Origin of the sequence: Streptomyces composti, from assembly GCF_012034205.1 — a bacterium.
GTDB lineage: Bacteria > Actinomycetota > Actinomycetes > Streptomycetales > Streptomycetaceae > Streptomyces > Streptomyces composti.
The window spans coordinates 1-17,378 of the sequence record NZ_JAATEM010000010.1 but is presented as its reverse complement, the minus strand read 5'-3'; the positions used below and the strand labels follow the sequence as shown (position 1 = coordinate 17,378).

General features: G+C 70.3%; 14 protein-coding genes, 1 tRNA gene and 1 pseudogene. 6 read left to right on the top strand and 10 right to left on the bottom strand.

Annotated elements, in window-relative coordinates; all coding sequences use genetic code 11:
- Positions 1 to 85: 85 nt before the first annotated feature.
- The 3 genes from HCJ93_RS30010 to HCJ93_RS09905 are packed head-to-tail and all read left to right on the top strand — an operon-like array spanning position 86 to position 2,567.
- The gene (locus tag HCJ93_RS30010) at positions 86 to 580 is read left to right on the top strand and encodes a hypothetical protein (protein WP_309141363.1); all 495 of its coding nucleotides are present in this window, start codon (positions 86 to 88) and stop codon (positions 578 to 580) included.
- Positions 577 to 1,578 carry a helix-turn-helix transcriptional regulator gene (locus tag HCJ93_RS09910; protein ID WP_373563572.1) on the top strand — a complete coding sequence of 334 codons (1,002 nt, stop codon included), beginning with the start codon at positions 577 to 579 and terminating at the stop codon, positions 1,576 to 1,578. Before HCJ93_RS30010 ends, HCJ93_RS09910 begins: the two co-directional genes overlap by 4 nt.
- Complete coding sequence (locus tag HCJ93_RS09905) at positions 1,575 to 2,567, top strand: helix-turn-helix transcriptional regulator (RefSeq protein ID WP_167993179.1); 993 nt, start codon at positions 1,575 to 1,577, stop codon at positions 2,565 to 2,567. Before HCJ93_RS09910 ends, HCJ93_RS09905 begins: the two co-directional genes overlap by 4 nt.
- Here HCJ93_RS09905 and HCJ93_RS09900 read toward each other — a convergent pair.
- The 7 genes and pseudogenes from HCJ93_RS09900 to HCJ93_RS29380 all read right to left on the bottom strand — a co-directional run.
- Entirely contained in the window at positions 2,530 to 3,558 is a 1,029-nt protein-coding gene (locus HCJ93_RS09900) for a helix-turn-helix transcriptional regulator (RefSeq protein WP_167993178.1), read from the bottom strand. The genes HCJ93_RS09905 and HCJ93_RS09900 overlap by 38 nt on opposite strands.
- Positions 3,559 to 4,246: 688 nt before the next feature.
- Positions 4,247 to 5,353, bottom strand: coding sequence for a sugar ABC transporter substrate-binding protein (locus HCJ93_RS09895; RefSeq protein WP_167993177.1), 1,107 nt, complete (start codon positions 5,351 to 5,353; stop codon positions 4,247 to 4,249).
- A 284-nt stretch (positions 5,354 to 5,637) separates the two neighbouring features.
- A complete protein-coding gene (locus HCJ93_RS09890) occupies positions 5,638 to 6,093 on the bottom strand; it encodes a heat shock protein transcriptional repressor HspR (protein ID WP_167993173.1) in 456 nt (151 codons plus the stop codon).
- A 5-nt stretch (positions 6,094 to 6,098) separates the two neighbouring features.
- A complete protein-coding gene (gene dnaJ / locus HCJ93_RS09885; RefSeq protein ID WP_167993171.1) occupies positions 6,099 to 7,268 on the bottom strand; it encodes a molecular chaperone DnaJ in 1,170 nt (389 codons plus the stop codon).
- 36 nt (positions 7,269 to 7,304) lie between these two features.
- The gene (gene grpE, locus HCJ93_RS09880; protein ID WP_167993169.1) at positions 7,305 to 8,030 is read right to left on the bottom strand and encodes a nucleotide exchange factor GrpE; all 726 of its coding nucleotides are present in this window, start codon (positions 8,028 to 8,030) and stop codon (positions 7,305 to 7,307) included.
- Complete coding sequence (gene dnaK / locus HCJ93_RS09875) at positions 8,027 to 9,871, bottom strand: molecular chaperone DnaK (protein WP_167993167.1); 1,845 nt, start codon at positions 9,869 to 9,871, stop codon at positions 8,027 to 8,029. Before dnaK ends, grpE begins: the two co-directional genes overlap by 4 nt.
- Before the next feature lie 644 nt (positions 9,872 to 10,515).
- Positions 10,516 to 11,505, bottom strand: a pseudogene (locus tag HCJ93_RS29380) (MraY family glycosyltransferase); the annotation flags it as partial.
- A gap of 324 nt (positions 11,506 to 11,829) precedes the next feature.
- Between HCJ93_RS29380 and HCJ93_RS09865 the strand changes: the two are divergent.
- Positions 11,830 to 14,112, top strand: a complete 2,283-nt coding sequence (locus HCJ93_RS09865) for a (Fe-S)-binding protein (RefSeq protein WP_167993163.1) — start codon at positions 11,830 to 11,832, stop codon at positions 14,110 to 14,112.
- Between the two features lie 295 nt (positions 14,113 to 14,407).
- On the top strand, positions 14,408 to 15,415 hold the full coding sequence (locus tag HCJ93_RS09860; RefSeq protein WP_167993162.1) for a Yip1 family protein: 1,008 nt from the start codon (positions 14,408 to 14,410) through the stop codon (positions 15,413 to 15,415).
- A gap of 125 nt (positions 15,416 to 15,540) precedes the next feature.
- Here HCJ93_RS09860 and HCJ93_RS09855 read toward each other — a convergent pair whose 3' ends face one another.
- The 3 genes from HCJ93_RS09855 to HCJ93_RS09845 form a co-directional block, all read right to left on the bottom strand.
- Positions 15,541 to 16,038 (bottom strand): phosphoribosyltransferase, encoded by a 498-nt coding sequence (locus HCJ93_RS09855; protein WP_167993160.1) that lies wholly within the window; start codon positions 16,036 to 16,038, stop codon positions 15,541 to 15,543.
- A gap of 5 nt (positions 16,039 to 16,043) precedes the next feature.
- On the bottom strand, positions 16,044 to 16,619 hold the full coding sequence (gene dcd / locus HCJ93_RS09850; protein WP_167993158.1) for a dCTP deaminase: 576 nt from the start codon (positions 16,617 to 16,619) through the stop codon (positions 16,044 to 16,046).
- A 214-nt stretch (positions 16,620 to 16,833) separates the two neighbouring features.
- On the bottom strand, positions 16,834 to 17,004 hold the full coding sequence (locus tag HCJ93_RS09845; protein ID WP_167993156.1) for a hypothetical protein: 171 nt from the start codon (positions 17,002 to 17,004) through the stop codon (positions 16,834 to 16,836).
- A 257-nt stretch (positions 17,005 to 17,261) separates the two neighbouring features.
- On the opposite strand from HCJ93_RS09845, the gene HCJ93_RS09840 reads away from it, so the two are divergent.
- Positions 17,262 to 17,335, top strand: a tRNA-Gly gene (locus tag HCJ93_RS09840).
- The last annotated feature ends 43 nt before the right edge of the window (positions 17,336 to 17,378 follow it).

Sequence of the window (17,378 nt, the reverse complement as noted above, 5' to 3'; positions counted from 1 at the left end):
GCCCCGGGCGGGTCTCACCGGTCCCCGAGGCGATCACGCGGACGCAGTTGCCTGTGAACGCGACCAGGAAGTACCGGACCGTGGCGTGCGTGTCCGGACTCTCTACCAGGAGACGGTGCGCCACTTCCCCTCCGTCATCTCCCGCCAGGGCATGAGAGGAGACCTCGAGGTCCGCTCGCTGAACGAGGTGCCCGGGCGGCTCATCGTCATCGACAGATCCGTCGCATTCATCCCTGCCGACGAGGACGGCTCACTCGCCGCCGAGATACGCAATCCGGCGATCGTGGACTACCTCGCCACCGCCTTCGAGCGCTTCTGGCGCCTGGCGGAGCCAATGCTTCCGAAACGCGCCCCGCAGGCAGGACCCCACGGTCTCACCCCCCGGCAGCGCGCCGCGGCCGAACTCCTCGTCGAGGGCCGCACCGACTCCGGCATCGCCGAACGCCCGGGCCTGGACGTCCGCACCTGCCGCGCCCACATCGCCAAACTCGCCGCCGCCCTCGGCAGCCGCAGCCGCGCCCGGCTCGGCTGCCTCATCGGCCAGTCGGGGATCCTCGAGCAGGAGGGACACCACACGTGACGCCGGCGCCGCACACCGCACACAGCGCAGGCACCATGTGCACTGCAGGAACGTTGCTGTACGAGCGGGCACTCCGCGAGGGCCAGCTGCCCGCCGGTGACGCCCGGCATGCTCCCTGCCTGCTCGACACCGGGCTCCTCCAGCCCTCCCTCGACGACCTGGACCGGCTCGAGCCCGTCCCGCCCGCCGTCGGGCTGCAACGCCTGCTGCGGCACTCGGCGGACCGCATCGCGGGAGAGCGGCGACGCGAGGAGGAGCTGGCCGAGACCTTCCAGTCGCTCATGCGGATCGACGACCGCCCCCAGGGCGAGGCCGTCAGCCCGGCCCTCGGCCTGCTCAGCGGCAAGACCCGCATCAACGCGGCGATCAGCGAGGCCCTGTCGGCGGCCGCGGAGGAGGTGCTGTGCATCCAGACCCAGCACAGCTACTCCACCTCCGAGTACGCCCGCCGGGCCCAGGCCCTCGCCATGCGCCGCGACCAGGCCTTCCTCGACCGGGGCGGCAGGCTGCGCACCATCTACCCGCACACCCAGCGCCACATCCCCCTCGTCATCGCCCGCTACGAGCAGCTGAGGGGCGACGCCCAGGCGCGCACGCTCGACGAGGTCACCGAGCGGCTCATCCTCGTCGACAGATCCGTCGCGTTCCTGCCCGCCGACAAGGACCACCACATCGCCCTCGAGGTCCGCCACCCCGCCATCACCGGCTACCTGGCCGACATGTTCGACCGCTTCTGGCGCCTGGCCACCCCCATGTACCCCAAGGCCGTCGAGCCCCCGTCGCCCGAGCGCATCACCGCACGCCAGCGCGCCATCGCCGAACTCCTCGTCGAAGGCCACACCGACACCGCCATCGCCGAACGCCTCGGCATGAACGTCCGCACCGCCCGCGTCCACATCGCCAAACTCGCCGCCACCCTCGGCAGCCAGAGCCGCGCCCAGCTCGGCTACCTCATCGGCCAGTCAGGCATCCTCGACCAGGAAGGACCCCACACGTGACACCGGCGCCGCAGCACGAGGAGCACGCCCCGGGCGACCTGTGCCGTGCGGGTACGCGACTGTACGAGCGGGCGCTGCGGGAGGGGCACCTGACGGCGGAGGAGGCCCGGGAGGCGCCGTGTCTGACGGACACCGGGCTGGTGGAGCCGGCGACCGGTGATCCGGGCCGGCTCGAGCCCGTCGCGCCCGTGCTCGCCCTGCCGCGGCTGCTGCGCCGCACCGCGGAACGGATCGCCGAGGAGCGGCGGGGGCAGGAGCATCTGACCGAGGTGTTCCGGTCGTTCATGGCCATCGGCGGGGGCCGCACGGACAGCGGGCCGGAGCCGGTCCTCCGGGTGCTCGGGGGTACGGACCGGATCAACGAGGCCATCACCGAGGCCGAGGCCGAGGCGCGGCAGGAGATGCTGTGCGTGCAGCCGAACGTGCACTACCGCGACGGCAAGGGCGAGCGGTCGCAGGCCATCTCCCTGGGCAGGGACCAGGACCTGCTGGACCGCGGCGGCCGTATCCGCACCCTCTACCAGCACACCCAGCGCCATCTGCCCCTGATCCGGGCCCGCTACGAGAAGCTGCGGGGTGACGTCGAGGTGCGGACCCTGGACGAGCTGGCCGACCGGCTGATCGTGCTGGACCGCACGGTCGCCTTCATGCCGGCGAACGCGGACCGCACCGTGGCCCTGGAGATACGGCACCCGGCGCTGGTGCAGTACCTGTGCACGGCGTTCGACCGCTTCTGGCGCCTGGCCACCCCCATGTACCCCAAGGCGGTCCAGCCCCCGTCCCCCGAGGGCATCACCGCGCGCCAGCGCGCCATCGCGGAACTGCTCATAGAGGGCCACACCGACACCGCCATCGCCGAACGCCTGGGCCTGAACGTCCGCACCGCCCGCGTCCACATCGCCAAACTCGCCGCCACCCTCGGCAGCCAGAGCCGCGCCCAGCTCGGCTACCTCATCGGGCGGTCGGGGATTCTTGATCGGGGACGGTGAGGGTCGGGGGATGTGAGCGGTCCAGGCCGGCCTGGGCTATGCGGACGCCCAGCTGCGTACGACTGGCCGCGCCCAGGGTCTCCGAGAGGCGGGCGATGTGCGCCCGGCAGGTGCGGACGCTGATGCCGAGGCGTTCTGCGATGACCGCGTCCTGGTGGCCCTCCGCCAGCAGCGCCGCGATGGAGCGTTCCCGGTGCGAGATGCCCTCGATGCCGGTGTCGGGGAGCGGCGCGGTCAGCGGGATGGCCAGACGCCAGAAGCGGTCGAAGACGGTCACCAGGTAGTCGACGAGCGCGGGGTGGCGCAGCTCCAGGGCCATGGTGCGTTCGGCGTTGGCGGGGATGAAGGCGACCGTGCGGTCGAAGAGGATGAGGCGCTCGGTCACCTCGTCCAGCGTGCGGGCCTCCACCGCGTCGCCCATCAACTCCAGGTAGGAGAGCAGCCCGTGGCCGTGCCGGGCCACATGGGTGTAGAGGTCCCGCATGCGCACCCCGCGCCGGCGCAGCGCCATCGCCCGGTGCAGGCCCTCGGAGAGTTCCGCCTCGCGCCGGATGCCGCCGGGCTGGACGGTCAGCACCTCCGTGGTGCACGCCTGGGCCGCCTCGTCCATCGCCGCCTGGATCCGGGCGAGTCCGTCCAGGACGCGGATCGCGGGGCCCTCCGCCGCCGGTGCGGGCTGCACCTGGCGGCCCAGGCCCGCGTACCACTCGAAGGCTTCCACCGCGGAGCCCACCCGGAGCCGGCTGGAGCTGATCTCCTCGTACACCCCGCGCAGCAGCCGGGTCATGACCTCCTGGGGCGAGGTGGGCACCAGCCAGTCCATGTCGTCGGGATCGGGGTGCAGCAGGGCGAGTTCGAGGAGGCAGGGCACCTGTTCGGCGTCCCTGCGGTGCACCCGCCCGCGCCGTACCGCCCGGGAGTAGACGCGGTCCCCGGCCTCGCACAGTCGGTCGGCACCGTGTGGATGCTCGTCCGTCCCGTGCCCGGCCATTGCCCGTCCCACCCCCGGTTGCAGCGTCTTTCCGCAGCGCAACTATGCGCGGACGGAACGTGCCGCGCAACACGCCTCGACCACGGAATTGCCCCCTTTGATCGCCCGGATTCCGCTCTGTGCACTCCCCCGGGATGACCCGTTGCAACAAGATGAGGGTGGTGCCGGTGCGGGCGGAGATGGGATTGTCTCGATCAACGGGGGTTCCACGGGGGACACGGGGGACCCGCGGGGCCCCACGGGGGACACGGGGGAACACGGGGGACTCACGGGGGAGTCCGGCCAGGGCTGCCGCCGACGCGGCCCTGGCCGCCCAGGCACGATCGGGCTTGACGGGGAAGGCGGGCACCACTGTGACCAGGTGGGATGTCAGCGAGAGGTCGGAAGGCGAGACCGGTTCCGCGCCTCATCACGAGGCGGAGGGCGGCGCGGGGAGCGGCAACGGTGCTTCCGTGCGCCGCCCGCTGACGGAACGCGAGCGGCAGTGGCTCAGGCTGCTGGGCGAGGACTGTCCGCCCGCCACCCCCTGAACGCGCGGCCCCGGCCGCCGTCCCCCCTGGCCGGGGCCGTGCTCACCACGGCCGTCAGTCCGGGCGACACGTGGGGCGCCCAGAGCGCTCGGCCGGTCCGCTCACCGCACGCAGGACCGCGCTCCCGCGCGCCTCGCCCGCTCACGCGCGCCGCGCGCTCACTTCAGGCCGGCCGCCTCGCACTCCGCCTTGTACTTGGGGGTGCAGATGTCCGAGATCTCGTAGATCTCGTCGGCGATGACCGTCTCCTTGATGTTGTCCTTGGTCAGCGCGACCACCGGCACCAGCTGGGCGCGGATGTTCTTGTGGGTCGGGCTGTCCACCCGGTCGCGGGTCAGCGCGTCGAACTGGATGTCCTTGCCCTGGATCTTCGCCACGGCCATCTCCGCTGCGGACTCGGCCTCCTGCGGGTAGGACTTGTACACGCTCATGTACTGCTCACCGGTGAGGATCCGCTGCACCGCGGCCAGCTCCGCGTCCTGGCCGGTGATGGGCGGCAGGTCGGTGACGCCGGCGGACCGGAGGGCCTTGACGATGCCGCCCGCCATGCCGTCGTTGGCGGAGTAGACGGCGGCGATGTTCTCCCCGCCGATGTCGTTGATCGCCCGGGCCATGTTGGCCTCGGCGTTCTCCGGCTTCCAGTCCTTGGTGTCGAAGGACGCGGCGATGGTCACCTTGCCCTTGATCTCCGACAGCGCGCCCGCCTTGAACTGCTTGGCGTTGGGGTCGGTGGGCGAGCCGTTCATCATGACGATCTTGTCGCTGCCCTTGGCGCCTCCGAGGGCCTCGAGCAGCGACCGCCCCTGGACCTGGCCGACCAGCTCGTTGTCGAAGGAGATGTACGCCTCGATCGGGCCCTCGGCGAGCCGGTCGTAGGCGATGACCGGGATGCCGGCCTCCTTGGCCTTCTCCACGCCGTCCGCGATGCCGTGCGAGTCGACCGCGTCCAGCACGATGATGTCGAGCCCGTCGTCGATCATCTGCAGCAGCTGGCTCTCCTGCTTGGCCGCGTCCGCCTCCGCGTTGGCGTAGACGACCTTCCCCTCGCCGCCGGTGAGGGAGTCCACCTTGCGCTTGAAGATGGGGTAGTCGAACTGCTCGTAGCGCGTGTTGGCCTTCTCCGGCAGCAGCAGTCCGATCTTCACGTCGTTGCCCTTGGTGGGGCTGGCGTCGTCGCTGCTTCCGGTCGCGTCGAGCACACCGCACCCGGCGAGCAGGACGGACAGAGAGGTGGCGGCCACCACGGATATGGCGTTACGACGCATGCGAAGGTCCACTTCAGTACGAATTCGGGACGTGGGCACAGCAGTGCGACCCATGTGACTGAAAGCCAACGCTTCACCCGCCATCGACGTCAAGAGGAACCACTTAACGAAGTGGATACGACACGCTCCGCTGATCTCGTGAGGGATCCGGGGAGGATTCGCGGGACAGCCGCGAACACCTGCACATACGCCGGTCATTGATGTGTGCGCGCTCCCACCGGAACGCGAAGGGGCCCAGAGGCCGATGCCGGCCTCCGGGCCCCTAAGCGGAACCCCGGAAGGTGTCACTCCGACTGCTGCTGCTGCCGCTTGGGCCGCCAGACCACCAGCGCGCTGGTCTGCTGCACCTGCTGGTACGGCACCAGATCGCGGCGGTAGGAGGCGTGGACGGCCGCCTCGCGCTGCCGCATCGCCGCCGCCGCGCCGTCCAGCGCGTCCTCCAGTTCCGCGATCCGCGCCTGAAGTTCGGCGACCTGGTTCTCCAGTTCGATGATGCGCTTGATTCCGGCCAGGTTGATGCCCTCGTCCTGCGACAACTGCTGCACCTGGCGGAGCAGTTCGATGTCGCGGGCCGAGTAGCGGCGGCCCCGGCCCGGGGTACGGTCCGGCGAGACCAGACCCAGGCGGTCGTACTGCCGCAGGGTCTGCGGGTGCAGGCCGGAGAGCTGGGCCGCCACCGAGATGACGTAGACCGGGGTGTCCTCGGTCAGTTCATACGGATTACGTCGACGGCCGTCCATCGCAATCAAGCTCCCTTCGCGGCCTGGAACAGCTCCGCCCGCGGGTCCTCACCCGCGGTTGCCTCGCGATACGCCTCCAGCGCCTCACGAGCCTTCCCCGACAGGTTCTTGGGAACACTCACCTCGACGGTGACCAGCAGATCACCGCGGGTGCCGTCCTTGCGTACCGCGCCCTTGCCCCGGGCGCGCATGGTGCGCCCGTTGGGCGTGCCCGGCGGCAGCTTCAGCGTGACCGGCGGCCCGCCCAGCGTGGGCACCCGCACCTCGCCGCCGAGCGCGGCCTCGGCGAACGTCACCGGCACGGTGACGGTGAGGTTGTCGCCCTTGCGCCCGAACACCGGGTGCTTGCCGACGTGCACGACCACGTACAGGTCGCCCGCCGGACCGCCGCGCTCGCCCGGTGCGCCCTTGCCGCGCAGCCGGATCCGCTGCCCGTCGCTGACGCCCGCGGGGATGCGCACCTGCATCGTCCGCGAGGACTTGGCCCGGCCGCTGCCCTTGCAGACGTCGCACGGAGTCTCGGCGATCAGACCGCGCCCCTTGCAGTCCGGGCAGGGGTCGGTGAGGGAGAAGCCGCCGCCGCTGCCCCGCGCGACCTGCCCGGTGCCGACGCAGGTCGGGCACACGCGCGGTGTGCCGTTCTTGTCGCCGGTGCCCGAACAGGCCTTGCAGGGCGCCTGGGAGGACATCCTGAGCGGGACGGTCGCCCCCTCGATCGCCTCGGTGAAACTGAGCGTGACCTCGGACTCGATGTCCTGGCCACGCCGCGGCTGCGTCCGCGTGCCCGCGCCGCCGCCGCGGCCGAACAGGCCCCCGAAGACGTCACCGAGACCGCCGCCGAAGCCTCCGGCCTGCCCGGCGGGTCCGCCGAACAGGTCGCTGAGGTCGAAGTTGAACGTGCCGCCGCCGGCGCCCGGCCCCGGGCGGAAGCCGCCGTTGCCGAACAGCGCGCGGGCCTCGTCGTACTCCTTGCGCTTCTTGGGGTCACCGAGGACGTCGTGCGCCTCGGAGATCTCCTTGAACCGCTCCTCGGCCTTGGCGTTGCCCTTGTTGGCGTCCGGGTGGTACTCGCGGGCGAGCTTCCGGTACGCCTTCTTGATCTCGGCCTCGGTGGCGTCCTTGGGGACGCCGAGGACCTTGTAGTAGTCCTTCTCGATGAAGTCCTTGGTACTCATCCCCGACGTCCCTCCTTCCCGTTGTCGGTGATTGGGTCAGCCCTCCTCCGGGCCACCGTTCTCCTTGTCGTCCGCCTGGTCCGCGGGGCCGGCGTTCTCGGCGCCGTCGGCCTTCTTGTCGGACTTGACCGTCTGCGCGCCCGGCTGCGGTTCGGCGACGGCCACCCGCGCGGGGCGGATGGTGCGTTCGCCGATGCGATACCCCGGCTGGAGGATCGCGACGCAGGTCGTCTCGGTGACGTCCGGGGCGTAGGAGTGCATCAGGGCCTCGTGGATCGTCGGGTCGAAGGGCTCGCCCTCCTTGCCGAACTGCTGCAGGCCCATCTTCGCCACGGTCGTCTCCAGCGACTCGGCGACCGACTTGAAGCCGCCGACCAGCTCGCCGTGCTCCCGCGCCCGGCCGATGTCGTCGAGCACGGGAAGGAGTTCGGTCAGCAGGTTGGCGACCGCCATCTCCTTGACCGCGACCCGGTCGCGCTCGACCCGGCGGCGGTAGTTCTGGAACTCGGCCTGGAGCCGCTGCAGGTCCGCGGTGCGCTCGTTGAGCGCGGTGCGCACCTGGTCCAGCTGAGCCACCAGGGCCGCGTTCTGGCCCGTGTCCCCGGCCGGGGCCGCCGCCTCCTCCTCCGCGGAGGGGGTGGGGGCGGCCTGCGGCTCGGCGTCCTCGGAAGCGGCGCCGCCGGAGGGGACGTCGGGCTGCTGCGGCTGCTGCGGCTGCTGGGGCTGCTGCTGCTCGTCGAAGCCCGGGTTCTCCTCCGTCACGCGGCACCGTCCTTCCGGTCGTCGTCGACGATCTCGGCGTCGACGACGTCGTCGTCGGCCTTGGTCTCACCGGCACCGGCCGAGGCGCCGCCCGCCGCCTGCGCGCCCTGGGCGTCGGCGTACATGGCCTGGCCCAGCTTCTGGGAGACGGCCGCGACCTTCTCCGTGGCGGTGCGGATCTCGGCGGTGTCGTCGCCCTTGAGCTTCTCCTTCAGCTCGGTGACGGCCGCCTCGACCTCGGTCTTGATCTCGCCGGGGACCTTGTCCTGGTTGTCGGCCAGGAACTTCTCGGTCTGGTAGACCAGCTGCTCGCCCTGGTTGCGGGTCTCGGCGGCCTCGCGGCGCTTGTGGTCCTCCTCCGCGTAGCGCTCGGCCTCCTCGCGCATGCGGTCGACCTCTTCCTTCGGGAGCGAGGAGCCGCCGGTGACGGTCATCTTCTGCTCCTTGCCGGTGCCGAGGTCCTTCGCCGTGACGTGCATGATGCCGTTGGCGTCGATGTCGAAGGAGACCTCGATCTGCGGGACGCCGCGGGGCGCCGGCGGCAGACCGGTCAGCTCGAACATGCCGAGCTTCTTGTTGTACGCCGCGATCTCGCGCTCGCCCTGGTAGACCTGGATCTGCACGGACGGCTGGTTGTCCTCGGCCGTCGTGAAGATCTCGGAGCGCTTGGTCGGGATCGTGGTGTTGCGCTCGATCAGCTTGGTCATGATGCCGCCCTTGGTCTCGATGCCGAGGGACAGCGGGGTGACGTCCAGCAGGAGGACGTCCTTGACCTCGCCCTTGAGGACACCGGCCTGCAGCGCGGCGCCGATGGAGACGACCTCGTCCGGGTTGACGCCCTTGTTGGCCTCCTTGCCGCCGGTCAGCTCCTTGACCAGGTCGGCGACGGCGGGCATACGGGTCGAGCCACCGACCAGGACGACGTGGTCGATCTCGCTGACGGAGATGCCGGCGTCCTTGATCACGTTGTTGAACGGGGTCTTGCAGCGCTCGAGCAGGTCCGCGGTCAGCTGCTGGAACTGGGCACGGGTGAGCTTCTCGTCGAGGTGCAGCGGGCCCTCGGCCGAGGCGGTGATGTAGGGCAGGTTGATCGAGGTCTCGGTGGACGAGGACAGCTCGATCTTGGCCTTCTCGGCGGCCTCGCGCAGACGCTGCAGCGCCATCTTGTCCTTGGACAGGTCCACACCGTGACCCGACTGGAACTGCTTGACCAGGTAGTCGACGATGCGCTGGTCCCAGTCGTCACCACCGAGGTGGTTGTCACCGTTGGTGGCCTTCACCTCGACGACACCGTCGCCGATCTCCAGCAGGGAGACGTCGAAGGTACCGCCACCGAGGTCGAAGACGAGGATGGTCTGGTCGTCCTTGTCGAGGCCGTAGGCCAGTGCGGCGGCCGTCGGCTCGTTGACGATGCGCAGCACGTTCAGACCGGCGATCTCACCGGCCTCCTTGGTCGCCTGGCGCTCGGCGTCGTTGAAGTACGCCGGGACGGTGATGACCGCGTCGGTCACCTTCTCGCCCAGGTACGCCTCGGCGTCCCGCTTCAGCTTCTGCAGCACGAAGGCGCTGATCTGCTGCGGGTTGAAGTCCTTGCCGTCCAGGTTGATCTTCCAGTCGGTGCCCATGTGGCGCTTGACCGACCGGATGGTCCTGTCGACGTTGGTCACGGCCTGGCGCTTGGCCACCTCACCGACCAGCACCTCACCGTTCTTGGCGAAGGCGACGACGGAAGGCGTGGTCCTGGCGCCCTCGGCGTTGGTGATGACGGTGGGCTCGCCGCCCTCCAGAACGCTGACGACGGAGTTAGTCGTGCCCAGGTCGATGCCGACCGCACGTGCCATTTCGATTCCTCCAGCTGACTTGAGTGGAACGGACTCAAGCATGCCTGACACCGGGAGGTCGGGTCAACAGAGCTGAGTCACTCAGACTCAACTCTTATCTGTTCATTACACGCAATGACCCTCTGACCTGGGAGAATGCGGCCGAAGATCGGTTATGGGCTCCGAAAATGAAGGTGACGCGCAAGGCGCCTGGCCCGTGCGGGCGGCTCCTCGGACGACCGGCTGCGCGGCACTCCGGGCGCCCGGCGCAGGCGCCCGCGGGGCGGGTCGGCGACCGGACCGACCGCGCGGGGACGGGGAGCGGTGGCGGTCACCGGAGGCGACCCCGGCTGCCCGGGACGCCCGTGCCGTCCCGCCGCGGACCGGCCCCGGGGACCGGCCCCCTTCACGGCTCCGGTTCCTTCGGCGGGTCCGGCTCCCTTCAGGACTCCGGCCCCTTTCGCAGGACCGGCCGCCTTCACAGGACCGGCCGCCGTCACGGCTCCGGATGCCGCCCCGGCCACCGTACGGCCGCGGCCCCCTTTGACGGCCCTCCCGGCCGCCCCGGCCGGCGCTCTCGCCGTCGCCGCCGCCGTTGCCGTAGCCATGGCCGTCGCCGCTGCCGCCGTTGCCCGTGGAGGCACCGTCCCGGCGTGCGTCCGCACCGCCGTCCGGGCCGTCTCCGGCGCCGCCGGGGACACCGGGACCCGCACCAGAGCGAGGACCACCACCACGGTAACCGCGGCCACCCAGCGCACGCCTCCCTGGGAGGCATGGCCCGCGTGGGCGAGCACCGCGACCGTGACACCGGCGAGCGCGCCGGCGCCCAGCAGTACGGTAGCGGCGCGCGGGGCGAGGCCGAGGCGGCGCAGCCGGTGGACGAGGTGGTCCGGACGGCCGCGCGGCAGCGGCCTGCGGGCCAGGCACCGCGACAGCACCACCAGGACGGCGTCCGCGCACACCACCGCGGTCAGCGCGAACAGCACCCAGGCGCTCGCGCCCGGCGACTGCCCGGCCCGCACGAACACCGCAGCCGAGGCGAGCAGGAACCCGGTGAACAGCGCCCCGCCCGCGCCCAGCGCGACCCGCGCCGGATGCCAGTTGTGCATGAGGAAACCGGTGAGCGCCGCGGCCAGCACGCTCAGCAGCACCGCGACCCCGTCCATCAGCTCCACGGCCGCGCAGGCCGCCACCCCGAACGCGGTCACCACCGCCACGCTCCCGGCCAGCCCGTCGGCGTGGTCGAGCCCCCGGAAGGCGACGGTGACGCAGACGATCCACGCCACCGCGAGGAGCCCGGCCCACGGCCCGGTCTCCGTGTAGGGAACGACGGCCAGCGCGGCCGGCGCGGTACCGGCGAGCGGAACCCACCAACGCAGCCGGAAGTGGTCCACGAGCAGCCCGAGCGCGCCGACCCAGACGCCGGCCACCAGCAGCCGTCCGACCCCGGTGCCGAGCGGTGCGAACCCCGCCCAGTCGCCGACGCCGGCGACCAGGGCGGTGACCAGCAGGACGGCGATCCCCCCGGACAGCGGAACCGCCCGCTGCCGCCGCCGGTCCACGGCGCCGAGGCGCAGGGCGGGGCCGCGCAGCGCCGCCGCGAGCAGAGCGGAGAGCAGCAGGGCGGTGATGGCGACGACGATCCCGTAGAGCACGGATATACGTTAGGGGCGTATGTACAGATTTGGCGTGAATAACACGATCGGAAGGGAGGCGCCCTCACGGACACCCCGTTCGGCGCCGTCGCCCGCCCCCCGAACGGCGCAACAGCATCCCTCGGGGCCGTACCGCCGACCGGAGCGCCGGGGACCGCGGACGCCGTGCCACCGGGCGTCTTGTCAGGCAACCCTCAGCGATTCAGATCACCCCGTACCCGGCTACAGTGCGGCCGAAGATAGGGGTAGTCTCGAACGGACTGCATAAGTTACCGCTTAGTAATACCGCCCCTTCGCAACCCTCGCAGGCCCGAGGAGCCCCCAATGCAACTCGCCGCGATCATCGTGTCGCTGGTCCTGATCGTGGTCGGCGTGGCACTGTTCGGCCGCGCTGTCCTGCAGATCGTCAACCACATGCGGATGGGCCAGCCGATTCCGGCCGGAACCCGCACCGACCAGCCCGCGCAGCGCACCCTCACCGTGGCACGTGAGTTCCTCGGCCACACCCGGATGAACCGCTGGGGCATCGTCGGCGTCGCGCACTGGTTCGTGGCGGTGGGCTTCTTCACCCTGCTGCTCACGATCGTCAACGCGATCGGCCAGCTCTTCCAGGCCGACTGGATCCTGCCGGTCCTCGGCGACTGGGCCCCGTACAACGTCTTCGTCGAGTTCATCGGCACCATGACCGTGCTCGGCATCCTGACCCTGATCGTCATCCGGCAGCTGAGCCACCCGCGCAAGCCGGGCCGCAAGTCCCGCTTCGCCGGCTCCAGCTTCGGCCAGGCGTACTTCGTCGAGGGCGTCATCCTGATCGTCGGCGTCTGCATCTTCATGCTGCACGCCCTCGAGGGCGCCCTGCACCACGTCGACGGCTACGAGGCCTCCTTCTTCATCTCGTACCCGGTCGTCGCCGCGCTCCAGGACCTGGACGTCTCCACGCTGCAGAACCTGGTCTACTTCTTCGCCGGACTGAAGATCGCCACCTCCTTCATCTGGATGATCACGGTCGCGCTGAAGCAGGACATGGGCGTGGCCTGGCACCGCTTCCTGGCCTTCCCGAACATCTGGTTCAAGCGCAACGCCGACGGCTCCACCTCGCTCGGCGCACTGCTGCCGATGACCAGCGGCGGCAAGCCGATCGACTTCACCGACCCCGGTGAGGACGACGTCTTCGGCGTCTCCCAGGTCGAGCACTTCTCCTGGAAGGGCCTGCTGGACTTCTCCACCTGCACCGAGTGCGGCCGCTGCCAGTCGCAGTGCCCGGCCTGGAACACCGGCAAGCCGCTCTCCCCGAAGCTGCTGATCATGTCCCTGCGGGACAACGCCCACGCCAAGGCCCCCTACCTGCTGGCCGGCGGCGGCAAGACCATGGAGGGCGAGGAGAAGGCCACCGAGGAGCAGCTGAAGAACGTTCCCGCCGCCGCCCTCGCCGAGGCCGAGCGCCCGCTGATCGGCACCGCCGAGGAGAACGGCGTCATCGACCCCGACGTGCTGTGGTCCTGCACCACCTGCGGTGCCTGCGTCGAGCAGTGCCCGGTGGACATCGAGCACATCGACCACATCGTCGACATGCGCCGCTACCAGGTGATGATCGAGTCCGCGTTCCCCTCCGAGGCGGGCACGATGCTCAAGAACCTGGAGAAGAAGGGCAACCCCTGGGGCCTGGCCAAGAAGCAGCGCCTGGAGTGGCTCAAGGAGGTCGACTTCGAAGTCCCGGTCGTCGGCAAGGACATCGAGGACCTGTCCGAGGTCGAGTACCTGTACTGGGTCGGCTGCGCCGGCGCCCTGGAGGACCGCGCCAAGAAGACCACCAAGGCCTTCGCCGAGCTGCTGCACATCGCGGGCGTCAAGTTCGCGATCATGGGCGGCGACGAGAAGTGCACCGGCGACTCCGCCCGCCGCCTGGGCAACGAGCCCCTCTTCCAGGAGCTCGGCATGGAGAACGTCGCCGCGCTGAACATGGCCTTCGGCGAGGAGATGGACGACGAGGGCAAGGTCACGCCCGAGTCCAGGAAGCCCAAGTCGGCCAAGAAGATCGTCGCCACCTGCCCGCACTGCCTGAACACCCTGGGCAACGAGTACCCGCAGCTCGGCGGCGACTACGAGGTCATCCACCACACCCAGCTGCTGCAGCACCTCGTCGACGAGGGCAAGCTGATCCCGGTGACCCCGGTCGAGGGCATCATCACCTACCACGACCCCTGCTACCTGGGCCGCCACAACAAGATCTACACGCCCCCGCGCGAGATCATCTCCAGCGTCCCCGGCATCCGCAACGAGGAGATGCACCGCCACAAGGAACGCGGCTTCTGCTGCGGCGCCGGCGGCGCCCGGATGTGGATGGAGGAGCGCATCGGCAAGCGCATCAACAACGAGCGCGTCGACGAGGCCCTCTCCCTCGACCCGGACATCGTCTCCACCGCCTGCCCGTTCTGCCTGGTCATGCTCACCGACTCGGTCAACGGCAAGAAGAACGAGGGCAAGGCCAAGGAGTCCGTCCAGGTCGTCGACGTCGCCCAGCTGCTGCTGGAGTCCGTCAAGACCCCGGTCGACCCCGAGGGCTCCGCGGAGTCCGAGAGCGAGCCGGAGCCGGAACCGGTGAAGTGACCTTCGCGGACGGCCAGGCGGGACCCGGCTGACCCCGCCGGGCCGTCCGTCACCGCTGTTGCCTCACCCGCCTCACCGAAGGGCCGCCCGTCCCCCCCGGGCGGCCCTTCGCCGTGCACCAGGCCCGTACCGACGGCCCTCCTCATGGAGCGGGGCCCCTCCCGCGCGGCCGGACCGCGACCTGCCCGCCGCCCTCCCGCTCCCTCTCACGGCTGACCCTCTCCGGCGAGGCGGTACCCAGGACGGACCGATGCACTACCGGGGAAGGACACCGGGCCTGACGGCCCCTTAGGGGATGTCACAGCTCGGCCGCAATGGGGCCCGCAAAACCGGGGGCCGGACACGCGGCCTTCCGCGACCAGGTACGTTCGAAGACGTGGCTGGATTCAGGATCGGACGCGGCCGGAACAACAACGGCGCTCCCAACGCGCACCCGCAGCACCCTCCGTACGGACAGCAGACGCCGCGGGGGCCGTCGTACGGCTACCCGCAGCCGCCTCAGCCGTACCCGCCGCAGCCGTCGTACGGCAGCGGCCCCGGCGGCCCGGGCGGCAGTCCCTGGCCGAGCCCGCCCGCTCATGGGGGCCACGGAGGCGGGCACGGCGAGCCGGAGTACTTCGGCGACGGCGCCTACCCGCCCGGCACCCACGCGCCGCACGACCCGTACGCGGCCAACAACCCCGGGCACACCCAGGCCTTCTCCATCGACGACCCCTACGGCCAGGGCGACACCTACCAGGCACCGCCCCCCGGCCCCGTGGGCCCGCGGCTGCACTGGAAGGACCTGCTCAAGGGCATCGTCCTCTCCCCGGCCCAGACCTTCCTGCAGATGCGGGACTACACGATGTGGGGCCCCGCCCTCATCGTCACCTTCATCTACGGCCTGATCGCCGTCTTCGGCTTCGACGACGCCCGCGAGGACGCGATCAACGCGACCCTGTCGAACGCCGTCCCGATCGTCCTCACGACAGCCGTGGCGATGGTGATCAGCTCCTTCGTCCTGGGCGTGGTCACCCACACCCTGGCCCGCCAGCTCGGAGGCAACGGCGCCTGGCAGCCGACGGTCGGCCTCTCCATGCTGATCATGTCCCTGACGGACGCGCCCCGTCTGCTGGTCGCCATGTTCCTCGGCGGCGACGCGCCCTTCGTGCAGATCCTCGGCTGGGCCACCTGGGTCGCGGCCGGCGCCCTGCTCACGATGATGGTCAGCCGCTCCCACGACCTGCCCTGGCCGAAGGCCCTGGGCGCCTCCGCCATCCAGCTGATCGCCCTGCTGTCCATCGTGAAGCTCGGCACCTTCTAGCCCGCCCCCGGGGCGTCCCGCAACCCCCTCCGCGACGCCCCGGCCTCCGGCCGCACACAACAGAAGGGGCTTCCCCCGGGAAGCCCCTTCTCGCTGCGCCGTATCCCTGGCCCGGAGGGCCGCCCTCAGGCGTCGAGCACCTGCCCCGCCCGCTTCACGACAGGCGGCTGAACCGACCACGGGAAGTTGATCCAGCTGTCCGTGCGCTTCCAGACGTACTCGCACTTCACCAGGGACTGCGTCTTCTCGTAGACCACCGCGCTGCGGACCTCGGCCACGGCGTCCAGGCAGAAGTCGCGGACCAGCTTGAGCGTCTTGCCGGTGTCGGCGACGTCGTCCGCGATCAGCACCTTCTTGTCGGTGAAGTCGATGGCGTTCGGCACGGGCGCCAGCATGACCGGCATCTCGAGCGTCGTCCCCACACCTGTGTAGAACTCCACGTTGACCAGGTGGATGTTCTTGCAGTCGAGGGCGTAGGCGAGGCCGCCGGCCACGAAGACACCGCCGCGGGCGATGGAGAGCACTATGTCCGGCTGGTAGCCGTCGTCCGCGATGGCCTGCGCGAGTTCGCGCACCGCCACGCCGAACTGCTCGTAGGTGAGATTCTCCCGTGCGTCGTTCATGCCGCTCATACCTGGGTCCGGTGGAAATTGACGTAGGACCGCGAGGCGGTGGGGCCGCGCTGTCCCTGGTACCGCGAGCCGTAGCGCTCACTGCCGTAGGGGAACTCGGCGGGCGAGCTGAGCCGGAACATGCACAGCTGGCCGATCTTCATGCCGGGCCACAGCTTGATCGGGAGCGTGGCGAGGTTCGACAGCTCCAGGGTGACGTGACCGGAGAAGCCGGGGTCGATGAAACCGGCGGTGGAGTGCGTCACCAGGCCGAGCCGGCCGAGCGAGCTCTTCCCCTCGAGCCGGGAGGCCAGGTCGTCGGGGAGCGTGATCACCTCGTACGTCGAGGCCAGCACGAACTCACCGGGGTGCAGGATGAACGGCTCGTCGCCCTCCGGCTCCACCAGACGGGTCAGGTCCGGCTGCTCGACGGAGGGGTCGATGTGCGGGTACCGGTGGTTCTCGAACACCCGGAAGTACCGGTCCAGCCGTACGTCGATGCTCGACGGCTGCACCATGTCGTCGTCGTAGGGATCGATGCGTACCCGCCCGGCATCGATCTCGGCCCGGATGTCCTTGTCTGAGAGAAGCACGCCCCGAGAATACGCAAGGCGCGCGGACCGGCCACAACCGCACCGTCCCGCGCGCCCACGTCCCTGTGCTCCGGAGCCCTCCTCGGTCACCGGACGTCTACTTCCCGTGGCACGTCCCGCTGCATCCCGCGCCGCTCATGGCCGCTCTGCAGCTCCCCATGCCAGTCGGCTCCACTGCCTGTAGCTGCTCCGCTGCTCCGCTGCAGCTCTGCAGCTACTGCTGCTTCTGCAGCGCGACCGGCACGACGCTGCGGAGCCGCGCACAGCGCGGACAGCGCAGCAGCCGGCCCGGGCCGAGTCGCTCGGCCTGCTGCATCGGGAACGAGGCGGTGGTGAACACGTGCCCATCGGCACAGCGGACGACGGTGCGCTCCATCAAGTCCAAGAGTCCCTTCCCCAGAGGCGCGTCTGGCTGGCTGCCGTGACGACAAAAGCCACATTACGGGATCAAAGAGACGCCTCTCCAGGCGGCACTCCGCGCGCCCATGCCCCCCCTCACCGTACGCCCCAACTCGTACCCCTCGCAGCCACATCCACCCCTGAAACGCAGTCAGGCCCCTGGGCTTGGACACCGGGGGCCTGGCATGAGGTAAAGTAAACGAGCGTCCGGACACCGATCACCGTCGGCGTTCTGGATCTTGCGCGGGTGTAGTTTAATGGTAGAACATCAGCTTCCCAAGCTGAGAGCGCGAGTTCGATTCTCGTCACCCGCTCCACGAAGAAGGCCCAGATCACCGATCTGGGCCTTACTTGTTGTCT

Coding starts and splice junctions, on each gene's coding strand:
- HCJ93_RS09860 (WP_167993162.1), top strand. CDS start 14,408: ATGTCACAGCTCGGCCGCAATGGGGCCCGCAAAACCGGGGGCCGGACA.
- HCJ93_RS09865 (WP_167993163.1), top strand. CDS start 11,830: ATGCAACTCGCCGCGATCATCGTGTCGCTGGTCCTGATCGTGGTCGGC.
- dnaK (WP_167993167.1), bottom strand. CDS start 9,871: ATGGCACGTGCGGTCGGCATCGACCTGGGCACGACTAACTCCGTCGTC.
- HCJ93_RS09855 (WP_167993160.1), bottom strand. CDS start 16,038: ATGAACGACGCACGGGAGAATCTCACCTACGAGCAGTTCGGCGTGGCG.
- HCJ93_RS09900 (WP_167993178.1), bottom strand. CDS start 3,558: ATGGCCGGGCACGGGACGGACGAGCATCCACACGGTGCCGACCGACTG.
- HCJ93_RS09890 (WP_167993173.1), bottom strand. CDS start 6,093: ATGGACGGCCGTCGACGTAATCCGTATGAACTGACCGAGGACACCCCG.
- HCJ93_RS09895 (WP_167993177.1), bottom strand. CDS start 5,353: ATGCGTCGTAACGCCATATCCGTGGTGGCCGCCACCTCTCTGTCCGTC.
- dnaJ (WP_167993171.1), bottom strand. CDS start 7,268: ATGAGTACCAAGGACTTCATCGAGAAGGACTACTACAAGGTCCTCGGC.